Source organism: Glacieibacterium arshaanense, from assembly GCF_004681125.1.
Classification (GTDB): domain Bacteria; phylum Pseudomonadota; class Alphaproteobacteria; order Sphingomonadales; family Sphingomonadaceae; genus Polymorphobacter_A; species Polymorphobacter_A arshaanense.
Window position 1 is genome coordinate 616,644 of the sequence record NZ_SIHO01000001.1, and the last position, 11,926, is coordinate 628,569.

11 protein-coding genes are annotated in these 11,926 nt (G+C 64.4%); 7 read left to right on the forward strand and 4 right to left on the reverse strand.

Going from position 1 to position 11,926, the window contains the following annotated elements:
* Window position 1 precedes the first annotated feature (1 nt).
* From EUV02_RS02805 to EUV02_RS02825, 5 genes are all read left to right on the forward strand, one after another.
* Window positions 2-1,447 (forward strand): SLC5 family protein, encoded by a 1,446-nt coding sequence (locus EUV02_RS02805; RefSeq protein ID WP_135244691.1) that lies wholly within the window; start codon window positions 2-4, stop codon window positions 1,445-1,447.
* A gap of 199 nt (window positions 1,448-1,646) precedes the next feature.
* A complete protein-coding gene (locus EUV02_RS02810) occupies window positions 1,647-2,261 on the forward strand; it encodes an outer membrane protein (RefSeq protein ID WP_135244692.1) in 615 nt (204 codons plus the stop codon).
* A gap of 103 nt (window positions 2,262-2,364) precedes the next feature.
* Window positions 2,365-3,879: a M20/M25/M40 family metallo-hydrolase gene (locus EUV02_RS02815; RefSeq protein WP_135244693.1), complete on the forward strand. Its 1,515-nt coding sequence runs from the start codon at window positions 2,365-2,367 to the stop codon at window positions 3,877-3,879.
* A gap of 4 nt (window positions 3,880-3,883) precedes the next feature.
* A complete protein-coding gene (locus EUV02_RS02820) occupies window positions 3,884-4,066 on the forward strand; it encodes an SHOCT domain-containing protein (RefSeq protein ID WP_135244694.1) in 183 nt (60 codons plus the stop codon).
* A gap of 135 nt (window positions 4,067-4,201) precedes the next feature.
* The gene (locus EUV02_RS02825; protein WP_135244695.1) at window positions 4,202-4,507 is read left to right on the forward strand and encodes a hypothetical protein; all 306 of its coding nucleotides are present in this window, start codon (window positions 4,202-4,204) and stop codon (window positions 4,505-4,507) included.
* 48 nt (window positions 4,508-4,555) lie between these two features.
* On the opposite strand, the gene EUV02_RS02830 is transcribed toward EUV02_RS02825, so the two are convergent.
* The 4 genes from EUV02_RS02830 to purT all read right to left on the reverse strand — a co-directional run bounded on the left by EUV02_RS02830 (window position 4,556) and on the right by purT (window position 8,950).
* Window positions 4,556-6,106, reverse strand: a complete 1,551-nt coding sequence (locus EUV02_RS02830) for a class I adenylate-forming enzyme family protein (protein ID WP_135244696.1) — start codon at window positions 6,104-6,106, stop codon at window positions 4,556-4,558.
* A 41-nt stretch (window positions 6,107-6,147) separates the two neighbouring features.
* Window positions 6,148-7,026, reverse strand: a complete 879-nt coding sequence (yghU, locus tag EUV02_RS02835; protein ID WP_135244697.1) for a glutathione-dependent disulfide-bond oxidoreductase — start codon at window positions 7,024-7,026, stop codon at window positions 6,148-6,150.
* Between the two features lie 71 nt (window positions 7,027-7,097).
* Window positions 7,098-7,769 carry a hypothetical protein gene (locus EUV02_RS02840; RefSeq protein WP_135244698.1) on the reverse strand — a complete coding sequence of 224 codons (672 nt, stop codon included), beginning with the start codon at window positions 7,767-7,769 and terminating at the stop codon, window positions 7,098-7,100.
* A 5-nt stretch (window positions 7,770-7,774) separates the two neighbouring features.
* Window positions 7,775-8,950 carry a formate-dependent phosphoribosylglycinamide formyltransferase gene (gene purT, locus EUV02_RS02845; RefSeq protein WP_135244699.1) on the reverse strand — a complete coding sequence of 392 codons (1,176 nt, stop codon included), beginning with the start codon at window positions 8,948-8,950 and terminating at the stop codon, window positions 7,775-7,777.
* Window positions 8,951-9,061: 111 nt separating this feature from the next.
* On the opposite strand from purT, the gene EUV02_RS02850 reads away from it, so the two are divergent.
* Window positions 9,062-10,801, forward strand: a complete 1,740-nt coding sequence (locus tag EUV02_RS02850; protein ID WP_135244700.1) for an N-acyl-D-amino-acid deacylase family protein — start codon at window positions 9,062-9,064, stop codon at window positions 10,799-10,801.
* A gap of 5 nt (window positions 10,802-10,806) precedes the next feature.
* A complete protein-coding gene (locus EUV02_RS02855) occupies window positions 10,807-11,823 on the forward strand; it encodes a TauD/TfdA family dioxygenase (protein ID WP_135244701.1) in 1,017 nt (338 codons plus the stop codon).
* Window positions 11,824-11,926 lie beyond the last annotated feature (103 nt).

Genomic DNA, 11,926 nt, shown 5'->3' on the forward strand with positions numbered 1-11,926 from the left:
CATGACCGCAAATGGGCTGCAATGGCTGGTGTTCGGCGGGCTGACGCTGCTGATGGCGCTGGCGACGACGTTCACCGTGCGCCGCATGGGCGGGCGTTCGACCGATTCCAACCGCGAGTATTTCCTGGCGGGCGGCAACCTGACCTGGCCCTATATCGCCGGATCGATCACGCTGACCAACCTGTCGACCGACCAGCTCGTCGGCATGAACGGCAACCAGATGCTGCTGCTGGCGTGGTGGGAACTGTCGGCGATCGTCGGGCTGCTGATGCTCGCGTTCATCTTCCTGCCGATTTATTACCGCAACCATTGCACCACCACGACCGAGCTGCTCGAACGCAAATATGGCTCGATCCAGCTGCGCGCTTTGGTGTCGGTGCTGTTCCTGCTCGGCAATGTCTTCATCTATTTGCCGATCATGCTCTACACGGGATCGCTGTTCCTGAAATCGATGTTCGGGGTCGATCTGCCGGTGCTGTGGATTGCCGCCGCGATGGCGGTGATGGGCACCGCCTATGCGGTCGGCGGCGGGCTGCGCGCGGTCGCGGTCTATGATACGATATCGGGCGTTGGGGTGCTCGGCATGGCGCTGCTGGTGACGTTCCTGGCGCTGGCCGCAATCAATTTCGATTTCTCCGGTATCCCGCCCGAACGGCTGTCGATGATCGGCGGACCGGACTCGCCGATCCCGTGGCCGACGCTGCTGACCGGCATGATCTTCATCCAGATGTTTTACTGGAGCACCAACCAGACGATTACCCAGCGCGCGATGGCCGCACCGTCGATCCGCGAGGGGCAGAAGGGCGTGCTCGCGGCGGTCGCCATTCGCATTCTGATCGTGCCGGCGGTCGTCGTGCTGCCGGGTGTCGCGGGTTACAAGCTGTTTGGCGACATCGGCGATGCCACCTACGGCCGCGTGGTGGCGACGGTGATGCCGGGCTGGCTGTCGGGGGCTTTCGCGGCGTTCATGCTGGCGGCAGTGCTGACCAGCTACACCTCGGTGCTCAACTCATCGGTGACGCTGTATGTCTGCGACCTCCACGAAAAGTTTTTGACCGCCAAGCCTGATGTCGGGCGGCTCAACCGCCTCATCTCGCTGGCGTTCATGGTGGTGTCGATTGCGCTGGTGCCGGTCTATTCGGGCGCGGACTCGATCATCAACCTCGTGCAGCAACTCAATGGCCTGCTGTCGATGCCGATTCTGTCGGTGTTTATCGTCGGGCTGCTGTTCACCGATGTCGATGCGCGCGCAATGATGGCGGCGCTGCTGTTCGGCGTCGGCCTGTATGCGGTGTTCACGTTTCTGTGGACGCCGGTGCACTATATCCACCTGATGCTGGTGACACTGCTGGCGTGCATCGCGCTGGCGCTGGCGCTCAACCGGCTGGTGTTCGGGCGCCACGCGCGCTGGGTCGGGCGGCTGCGCCTGGCCGATGGTACAGTGTGACATGCGGGCAACAGTTTGAGCCATTCTATGGACTCTAACCGGTTAGCACTGGCAAATTCGTGATCCACCGACTATCTGGCGCTGCAACAGGGAACGCCGACGCTGATTATCTCGCTTTTTGTTTGAGAATATCAGCTTGTTTCATTTCTGTTGCACAAAACGTGCGTTATTCATCGCGCGTTCATTATAGGAGATAATTATGTTGCGCACTCTTACTGTTGCTGCTGTTCTGGCGACCGCTGCTGCTGCTATGCCGGCTGCTGCTGCTGAATTCAGCGGTTTCCGCGCTGAACTGCAGGGCGGTTGGGATTCGACCTCGATCGGTTACGTCGATCGTTTCGGCACCAACTGGGAAAAGTCGAACAGCGCTTTCGGTTATGGCGCCGAAGTCGGCTATGACTTCCCGGTCTCGGAAACCGTCATTCTCGGCGTGCTCGGCAACGTTGCCGGCAGCACCGCCAGCTTCGACGACATCCTCTGCCAGACCTCGGCTTGCCTTCTCGGCCGCAACACCGTCAACGCCAACATGGGCGTGAACTTCTCGGCGATGGCGCGTGCCGGCTTCAAGGTTGCTGACTCGACCCTGCTGTACGGCGGCGTCGGCTATGCCAACCAGAGCATCAAGTTCTACGACACCCCGGTGGGTGGCGCGACGGTCGAAGATTCGCGTTCGTACAGCGGCTTCCGTTTTGCTGCCGGTGGCGAGCAGGCTTTCGGTGAAAGCTTCTACGGCAAGATCGAGTATCGCTACTCGAACTACAAGGACAACGTCTCGACCAACCAGGTCTGGGCCGGCGTCGGCATGCGCTTCTAAGCGCTGCCAACGCAGTCTGAAGAATTGGGGCGGGCCGAAAGGTTCGCCCCTTTTCGTTTGGGCAAACAGCATCTAGCATCGCCTTGAAAACAGGGAGATTGTGATGACCGATCCTATCGCACGCCGGACGATGCTGCAGGGGGCCGCGCTCGGCGCCGCCGCACTGGCGATGCCGCAAATGGCGCTCGCCAGCCCCGCCGACTTGAAGGCGCTCGCCGCCGAACTGGCCAAATCGCACGATACCAACGTCAAGCGCCTGCAGGACTGGATTCGCCTGCCGTCGATCGCCGCCGAAAACCGCGGTTATCCCGAAGGCGCCGAACATCTGGTCAAGCTGCTCCTGGACGCCGGCTTCAACCACGCCGAAGTCGTGCCGACCAGCGGCAAGCCCGGCGTATTTGCGAAACTTGACGCCGGCGCCAAGCGCACCATCGGCGTCTATTTCATGTACGACGTCAAACAGGCCGACCCCAGCGAATGGGTGGTGCCGCCGTTCGATGGCGCGCTCGTCGACAAGCCCGGCGTCGGCCTCAGCCTCGTTGCGCGCGGCGCCACCAACCAGAAAGGCCCGCAGGCAACGTTTCTCGCCGCGCTGCATGCGTTCAAGGCGACCGGCCGCAAGTTGCCGGTCAATCTGGTGTTCGTCGGTGAGGGCGAGGAGGAAATCGGCTCGCCGAACTTCCACGAAGTCGTCCACCGCGCCGATGTGCTGGCGGCGCTCAAGCGCTGCGAAAGTGTCTTCATGCCGTTCGCCTCGCAAAACCCAGATGGCGGCGTGACGATCAACCTCGGCGCCAAGGGCATCATCGAACTCGAACTCATCGCCAGCGGTGAAAAATGGGGCAAGGGCCCCAAAACCGACATCCACTCCAGCTACAAGGCCAGCATCGACAGCCCGGCCTGGCGGCTGGTCAAGGCGCTCGACACGTTGGTGTCGGACGACGGCAACACCCCGATGATCGACGGCTATGGCGACAATATCCGGCCACTCACAGCGCAGGAAAAGGCGCTCAACGCCGACTATGCCAAGCGCACCAGCGAAGCGGCGGCGAAAAAGTCGTTCGGCGTGACGCAGTGGGTCGACAACATCAGCTGGGAAGAAGCCGTCACCCGCAACACCAGCCGCCCCACCGTCAACATCGAAGGCCTCGTCGCCGGCTATACCGGCCCCGGCGGCAAGACCGTGCTGCCCGGCAAGGCGGTCGCCAAGATCGACATGCGCATCGTTCCCGACATGACCGCCGCCGACAGCCTTGCCAAACTCAAGGCGCACCTCGCCAAGCGCGGCTACGGCGATATCGAGGTCAAGATGAGCGGCGGCTATGACCCGACCACCACCTCGATCGACAGCGCCCTCATCAAGACGCAAGCCGCAGTCTACAAGGCCAACGGCATCGATCCGGTGATGAACGTGCGCCTCGCCGGTAGCTGGCCCGGCTATCTGTTCACCGGCCCGCCACTCAACCTCCCCGCCGGCCACTTCGGCTTCGGCCTCGGCAGCGGCGCCCACGCCCCCAACGAATTCTACGTCATCGAATCGGCCAACCCCAAAGTCCGCGGCTTCGACGGCGCGGCGCTGGGCTACGCCGAATTCCTCTACGCACTGGGTGCACGCTAACCCGATGCGCGCGCTCGCCCTGCCTGCCGTACTGCTGCTCGCGGCGTGTGCCACCACACCGGCACCCGCGCCGGTTAGCCCTGCGCAAAAGGCGCAACTGACGCAGATCGAAAAGGCCTATGCCGGCGGAGTGATCACCCGCGACCAGTATGAGGCGCAGAAGAAGAAAATTCTGACGCCGAAGTGAAGGGCCTCCGTCGGGCAGGGGTGACCCCTGCACCCGGCAATTGGCGGTGCTTGCCTGACTGCGGCGTGGTTTTGTGGCATTGGGTGGGTGACTGGGTTAGATTGGCGCTCCGTTGGTCAATCCGGTGTGACGGCAATGGTGTTCGATCTTGGGCGGGCGTTGCGCAAGAAGGAGGAGTTCGAATCCGCACGCCTTGTGGATTTCGAGTTTCGACGGCGCGCCCGCGCGACGCGGCTGCTGCTGCAGGCGATGGGCCGCGATGACGCCGAAGCCGCGGCCATCGTTGCCAGCCTGGGCGAAGATGCCATACCCGCGCATCTCGCCGCGCTGATGCAAACGCCGGTCAAAGACGTGGCTGCCGAATTTCAGAAATGCCTGGTGATCGCCCACCGGCAACTCGTCGCCGAACAAGGCGACCCGGCACCGTTCAGATTGGCCTGAACCACAATCGGGTGCAGGCCTCAGGCCTGCCCGCCGGAGGCCCTTCTCTTAACCCTTATACCCGTCGCGCAGTTCGCGCTTGAGTACCTTGCCGATGGCGCTGCGGGGCAGGCTGTCGACGAGCTTGATCGCGGACAGGCGCTGGGTCTTTCCGACTTTGGCGTTGGCCCAACTGCGGATTTCCTCCGCGTCTGCCTCGCCCTTGGGCACGACGAAGGCGACGGGGGTTTCGCCCCAGGCGTCGGACGGCACACCCACCACCGCGACATCGGCGACGGCGGGGTGGCCGAGCACGACGGCTTCGAGGTCGCTGGGGTAGATGTTGAAGCCGCCTGAGATGATCATGTCCTTGCGACGGTCCATCAGGGTGAGGAAACCGTCGGCATCGAAGCGGCCGACGTCGCCGGTGCGGATGAATTCGACGCCGTCGGCGTTTCGCCAGATTGCGGCTTCGGTGGCGTCGGGGCGGTTCCAGTAACCGTTCATGACGCTGCCCGAGCGGCCGACGATTTCACCGATTTCGCCGGTGGCGACTTCGTTGCCTTCCTCGTCGATCAGGTGGACATCGACACCGGGCAACGGCCGCCCGACGGTGGCGAGCTTGTCGGGGTGTTCGTGCGCGATCAGCACGCAGCCGCCGCCGCCTTCGGTCATGCCATAGTATTCGATCAGCCCGCCGGGCCAGCGCGCGAGGATGTCGGCCTTGAGCGCGGCGGAAAACGGCGCGCTGGTGCAGAACTTCATGACGAAGCTCGACAGGTCGAACTTGCCGAAGTCGGGGTATTCCATGATGCGGCGGTATTGCACCGGCACCAGCATCGTGTGGGTGACCTTGTGGCGTTGCGCGAGGTCGAGATATTTGGCGACGTCGAACTTTTCCATCAGCACCGCGCAGCCGCCGAGCGCCATGGTCGGGAAGAAGCTGACCAGCGTGGTGTTCGAATAGAGCGGCGTCGACAGCAAGGTCACGCAGTTCGGGCCGTAGCCCGAGCCGCCGCCGCGATTGACATGACCCCAGCGCATCTTGTGCGACTGGACGATGCCCTTGGGCGTGCCGGTGGTGCCCGACGAATAGATCAGGTTGAATGCCATTTCGGGGGTGATGGTGACCGGCTGCGGCACGGCGCCGACGGCCGGCAGCCAGTCGGCGAACGGCGTGCCGCTTTCCGAGCCGTCGAAGCTGATGCGCTTGGTCGGAATCTTGACGCCGGCGGCGTCGATTTCGGTGGCGACGCTGCGGTCGAGGAAGAACAGCTTGGCGCCGCAGTCGGCAATCATTGCCGCGAGGCTGTCGGGCGTCGAGGACGGCGCCAGCGGGGCGACCGCGATACCGGCGCGCAGGCCGGCGAGGAATGTCGCGGCGTAGTTCAGCGACGACAGCGCGCAGATGGCGATGCGGTCGCCCGGCGCGACGCCGTCGCGCTGGAAGCCCGCAGCAATGCGGTCGACAAGCGCATCGAGCTCGCCCCAGCTCAGTTTTGCGTCACCGTGGATCAGCGCCGGTGCTGACGGGCGCTCGCGGCCGTGGATGCGGACGAGGTCGGCGACGGTGCCGAAATCCTGGTCGAGGTAAGCGGGGGCGGCACTGGCAGCAGACATGCGTACTGAACTCCTGATCGGCATCTGGATCGGCGACGGGGCTAAGCTTTGGCGGCGGCAGCTTCGATCTTGTCCTGCGTCTTGGTGTCGAAGTCGCTGGCGTCGTGGCGTTCGCGCAGCTGGCTGGCGGGGTCGCCCATAACGCGGTTGACCATACGGCCGCGCTTGACCGCCGGGCGCTCGGCAATCATGTCGGTCCAGCGCTGGACGTGGGTGTAGTCCTGCACCGACAGGAACTCGCCGGCGTCATAGACCAGTCCCTTCACCAGCGCGCCATACCACGGCCAGATCGCCATGTCGGCGATGCTGTATTCGTCGCCCGCCATGTAGGCGTTTTCGGCCAAGTGGCGGTCGAGCACGTCGAGCTGGCGCTTCACCTCCATCGCGAAGCGGTCGATGGCGTATTCGATCTTGAACGGCGCATAGGCGTAGAAGTGCCCGAAGCCGCCGCCGAGATACGGCGTCGCACCCATCTGCCAGAACAGCCATGACAGCGCTTCGGTGCGCTTGGCCGGGTCCTTGGGCAGGAAGGCGCCGAACTTTTCGGCGAGGTAGAGCAGGATGGCACCCGATTCGAACACGCGCTGCGGCTTCGCGCCGCTGCGGTCGACGAGCACCGGGATTTTAGAATTGGGGTTGGCCGCGACATAATCGCTACCGAACTGGTCGCCGCTGCCGATGTTGATCAGCCAGGCGTCATATTCGGCGCCGCTGTGGCCGGTGGCGAGCAACTCCTCGAGCATGACCGTGACCTTGACGCCGTTGGGCGTGCCCAGCGAGTAGAGCTGCAGTGGATGCTTGCCGACGGGCAGTTCCTTGTCGTGCGTCGGGCCGGCAATCGGCCGGTTGATATTGGCGAAACGCCCGCCGCTTTCCTTGTTCCAGGTCCAGACTCTGGGCGGCTCATAGGCGTCGGTCATCGGTGGCTCCTCCAAGGTTTTGCCCATGCTATGGCAGCAAGCGCGCAAGCGGGGCAAGGGGGTCGCGATAGTCAGACCAGGATGAGCGCAATGCCAATCAACACCACCAGCAGCATCGCCAGCCCCAGATAGCGCATCGCCAGCCCGAATGCGGTCCACCAGCCCGGTTCGATCTGGTGAAAGAACCAGCGCGTCTGCACGGTGATGAACCACACCGCTGCAACGACGAACAGTACGCCGCCGATCAGTTGGTGATGTGGCCCCGGAACTGCAAGCAGCGATGTGGCGGTGCCCGCCATGACGGCGAACGGTGCGGCAAGATAGCATTGCAGATAGAAGGGGCTGCGCAGCGTGTTGCGGTCGATTGGCTGGCCGCGCGTGCGCAGCAGTCCGGCCGCCATTACAATCGGAAACATCGACAGGAACAGCGCGCGAAACGCCAGCAGGTTTTCGACGTTGCCGGTGATCGCGCGCAAAGTTTCGCTTTCGTTGGATTGCATGCGCGCGCCAAGTGCCAGCCCGATGCCATAGGTGAGGGTGATCGACATGATGAGGAACAACGGCGGGCTGATCGTGTCGACAAACTGCTCGCCCGGCTTTTCGCCGAGTTCCTTGTCGGTATAGGCGATGATCCAATCGGGATGGAACAGGCAGCGCCACAGCGTGCGCGGGTAGAACAGCAGCCACGTCATCGCTTCGTAGAGCAATTCCTCGAACGAGCGGATGATTTTGAGGAAATCCATGTAGCTTAGTCGTAGCTGAGCTTGATGCACGCCGCGGCTGTCGTGGCGGTGGCGCGCGCGGCTTCGCAGGTGGCGCCGGTGGCGAGCGCGACGCCCATGCGGCGGCGGTCGCGCGTGGTTGGTTTGCCGAAGATGCGGGCGTCGACATGCGCGTCGGCGGTGGCGAGCGCCAGTGCGTCGGCGAGGCCGGTGACGGTGAAGTTTTCGGCAATGCGGTCGGCCAGCACGACGGCAGAGGCAGCGGCGGGGGCGATCATCCTGATCGGCGGAATCGGCAGCCCGAGGATGGCGCGCGCGTGCAGGTCGAACTGCGTCAAATTCTGCGAAATCAGCGTCACCATGCCGGTGTCGTGCGGGCGCGGCGACAGTTCGGAAAAGATGACCTCGCCGCCCGCCACGAAGAACTCGACGCCGAAGATGCCGCGCCCGCCGAGGTTGGTGACGACCTTGCGCGCCATGTCCTGTGCCGACGCAAGTGCGGCGTCGGACATCGGCGCCGGCTGCCAGCTTTCCTGATAGTCGCCGCGTTCCTGCCGGTGGCCGATGGGCAGGCAGAAGTGGATGCCGTCGGCGGCACTGACTGTCAGCAGCGTGATTTCATAGTCGAAAGCGATGAATTCCTCGACGATGACCTTGGCGCGGTCGCCGCGCATATTGGCGACGGCATAGTCCCAGGCGGCGGCGAGGTCAGCGGCGTCGCGCACCGTCGACTGGCCCTTGCCCGATGACGACATCACCGGCTTGATAACGCACGGCAGCCCGGTGAAATCGGCGGCCGCCAGTACGTCCTCCAGGCTTTCGGCGTAGCGGTAGCGCGAGGTGCGCAGCCCCAGCGTGTTGGCGGCCAGGTCGCGGATGCCGTCGCGGTTCATTGTCATCGCGGCGGCGCGGGCAGAAGGCACAATGTGCACGCCGCGGTCCTCGAACGCCTGCAGGACTTCGGTGCGGATCGCCTCGATTTCGGGGACGACCAGATCGGGGGCATGGCGGGTGATCGCGTCCGCCAGCGCATCGGCGTCGAGCATCGAATACACCTCGCAGCCGTCAGCCACCTGCATCGCCGGCGCATGCGCATAGCTGTCGCAGGCGATGACGGTGCAGCCGAGCCGCTTGGCCGAAATCACGAACTCGCGCCCCAGTTCGCCCGAGCCGAGCAACAGGATTTTCGCGGTGGGGGTCATCGACGGGGCTCCTCGAACGGCACCCGACCCGCAATAGTCGCGGGCAACTTGACTCGCAATCACTTCGGGGACAGCTTCGCGGTCAATAAATAAAATTGGGTGAGGCTGGCGATGCAAAAGGCATATGATCTGGTAATTCGCGGCGGCACCATCGTCGATGGCAGCGGCGGCGACCGCTTTGTCGGCGATGTCGCGGTGGCCGACGGGCGGATTGTCGCGGTGGGCACTGTCAGCGGGCAGGGCGCCGAGGAAATCGACGCACGAGGGCATCTGGTCACGCCGGGCTTTGTCGACGTCCATACCCATTACGACGGGCAGGCGAGCTGGGACGAACGGTTGCAGCCGTCAAGCTGGCACGGCGTCACCACCGTCATTTCAGGCAATTGCGGCGTCGGTTTCGCGCCGTGCAAGCCCGAGGACCATGACCGGCTGATCCGCCTGATGGAGGGGGTCGAGGACATCCCGTTTCCGGTGCTGACCGAAGGCCTGCCGTGGAACTGGGAGAGCTTCCCCGACTATCTCGATGCCATCGGCAAACGCAACTTCGACATCGATATCGGGCTGCAACTGCCGCATGCGGCGCTTCGGGTGTTCGTCATGGGCGAGCGCGGCGCCAACCGCGAGCCGGCGACGCCGACCGACATCAACGCGATGGCGGCGATTGCCAAGCGCGCCGTCGATGCCGGGGCGCTGGGGTTCAGCACCTCGCGTACGCTCAACCACCGCACCAGCGACGGCCAGCCGACACCGACGCTGACGGCCGCCGAAGACGAACTGATGGGCATCGCGATGGGGCTGAAGGCGGCGGGGAAGGGTGTGCTGCAGTTCGTCTCCGATTTCGCCAATCCGGTCGAGGAATTCGCGATGTTCCGCCGGCTGTGCGAAGCTAGTGGCCGGCCGCTGAGCTTCAGCCTGGCGCAGTCGGCGCGCGCCAAGGACGGCTGGAAGACGCTGCTTGGCGAGCTGACCGCAGCGACCGAGGCCGGGCTCGAAATGCGCGCGCAGGTGGCGCCGCGCGCGGTCGGCGTGCTGCTCGGGCTCGAACTGACGCTCAATCCGTTCAGCCTGTATCCGGGCTACAAGGACATTGCGGGGCTGCCGATTGCCGAGCGTGCGGCCAAGCTCGCCGATCCGGCATTCCGTGCCGCGCTACTCAGCCAGCCGCCGACCGAAAGCCATGCGCTCGCGGCGAACATGCTGGCGCGCTGGGACGATATGTATGCGCTGGGGGCGGAGCCGAACTACGAACCGACCGCCGACCAGAGCTTCGGCGTGCTGGCCAAGGCGCAGGGCCGCTCGCCGCAGGAAGTCGCGCTCGATGCGATGCTCGACCACGGCGGCAAGGGCATGATCTATGTGCCGTTCCTCAACTATGCCGATGGCTCGCTCGACCCGAGCTACATGATGCTGCGCCACCGCGACACCGTGCCGGGGCTGTCGGACGGCGGCGCGCATGTCGGGATGATCTGCGATGGCAGCTTCCCGACGTCGCTGCTGACGCACTGGACACGCGACCGCGTGCGCGGCCCAAAGCTGACCGTCGAACAAGCCGTGCGGATGCAGGCCGCTGATACCGCAGCGCTGATCGGACTGCACGACCGCGGGCGCATCCATGTCGGGCTGCGCGCCGATATCAACATCATCGACTATGATAATTTGCGACTGCATCCACCTGAAGTTGCGTATGATTTACCCGCCGGCGGGCGCCGCCTGATCCAGCGTGCGACTGGCTATGTCGCGACGATTGTCGCGGGGCAGGTGACCTACCGCGACGGTGAACCGACCGGCGCATTGCCCGGTCGGCTGGTGCGTGGTGCAAAATCGGCCCCGATGGCCGTGGCAGCGGAGTAGGCGACATGAAGCTCGAAATCCTCGAACCGCAATGCGAATGGACCGCCGACGCGGTCAAGGACCCGGCTTTGTGGACTGAATGGCTGACGCCGGCCGAGCTCGCCGAACTGGACGCGGCGACGAAGGCCAACGCCGGCCGCGACTTGCGCGAGGTCGGCAAGGCTGATTTTCCGCTGCCGACATTGGGCGCGCGCATCAAGCGCATCGAAAACGAGCTGATCAACGGCCGCGGCTTCGTACAGATCCGCGGGGTCGACCGCGCCGCCTACAGCAACGACGAAATGTGCATGATCTACTGGGGCATCGGCGCGCACCTCGGCAAGCCCTGGGCACAGAACAAGCACGGTCATATTCTGGGCGACGTCACCGATCAGGGAAAGAGCGCCGATGATCCCACCGCGCGCGGCAACGAACTCGGCGGCATCAAGCTGGGGTTCCACTGCGATGGCTCCGACCTCGTCGGGCTGATGTGCCTGCAGACTGGCGTGTCGGGTGGGCTGTCGGCGGTGGCCAATTCGGTCGCCATCCATAACGCCATGGTGCGCGAAGTCCCCGAACTCGCTGCCGAACTCTATGAGCCGCAGCCGTATGACTATCGCGGCGAGCAGGCACCGGGGACCAAGCCCTATTACATGATTCCGGTATTCACCAACTGGCACGGCCGGCTGTTCGTGCGCGCCATCGTGCCGTACATCCTCGCCTCGCAGCGCCACCCCGAGGCGCCGCGATTGACCGACCGGGCGCGCGAAGCCTTGAAATGGCTCGACGATGCCGCCGAAAGCGGGCGCTGGAACGTCATCATCGACTTCACGCCGGGTGACATCCAGTTCATCAACAACTTCCACGTGATGCACGGCCGTACCGAATATGTCGACGACCGCGCGGCGGGCAAGGTGCGCCACCTCAAGCGCCTATGGCTCGAAACCGAAGTGCTCGCCGACCGTCCGCCGGTGTTCCAGCGCAACGTGTCGAGCCATTGGAGCGATAAGGCGGTGATCAGCCGGTTGGACGCAGCGGAATAGATTTACAGAGCCTCCGGCGGGCAGGGGTGACCCCTGCACCCAATAATCGGGTGCAGGGACGAGTCCCTGCCCGCCGGAGGCTCTTCCCGTTCCGCGCGCCAGC

Coding starts and splice junctions, on each gene's coding strand:
- EUV02_RS02815 (WP_135244693.1), top strand. CDS start 2,365: ATGACCGATCCTATCGCACGCCGGACGATGCTGCAGGGGGCCGCGCTC.
- EUV02_RS02810 (WP_135244692.1), top strand. CDS start 1,647: ATGTTGCGCACTCTTACTGTTGCTGCTGTTCTGGCGACCGCTGCTGCT.
- EUV02_RS02825 (WP_135244695.1), top strand. CDS start 4,202: ATGGTGTTCGATCTTGGGCGGGCGTTGCGCAAGAAGGAGGAGTTCGAA.
- EUV02_RS02850 (WP_135244700.1), top strand. CDS start 9,062: ATGCAAAAGGCATATGATCTGGTAATTCGCGGCGGCACCATCGTCGAT.
- EUV02_RS02840 (WP_135244698.1), bottom strand. CDS start 7,769: ATGGATTTCCTCAAAATCATCCGCTCGTTCGAGGAATTGCTCTACGAA.
- purT (WP_135244699.1), bottom strand. CDS start 8,950: ATGACCCCCACCGCGAAAATCCTGTTGCTCGGCTCGGGCGAACTGGGG.
- EUV02_RS02855 (WP_135244701.1), top strand. CDS start 10,807: ATGAAGCTCGAAATCCTCGAACCGCAATGCGAATGGACCGCCGACGCG.
- EUV02_RS02820 (WP_135244694.1), top strand. CDS start 3,884: ATGCGCGCGCTCGCCCTGCCTGCCGTACTGCTGCTCGCGGCGTGTGCC.
- EUV02_RS02830 (WP_135244696.1), bottom strand. CDS start 6,106: ATGTCTGCTGCCAGTGCCGCCCCCGCTTACCTCGACCAGGATTTCGGC.
- EUV02_RS02805 (WP_135244691.1), top strand. CDS start 2: ATGACCGCAAATGGGCTGCAATGGCTGGTGTTCGGCGGGCTGACGCTG.
- yghU (WP_135244697.1), bottom strand. CDS start 7,026: ATGACCGACGCCTATGAGCCGCCCAGAGTCTGGACCTGGAACAAGGAA.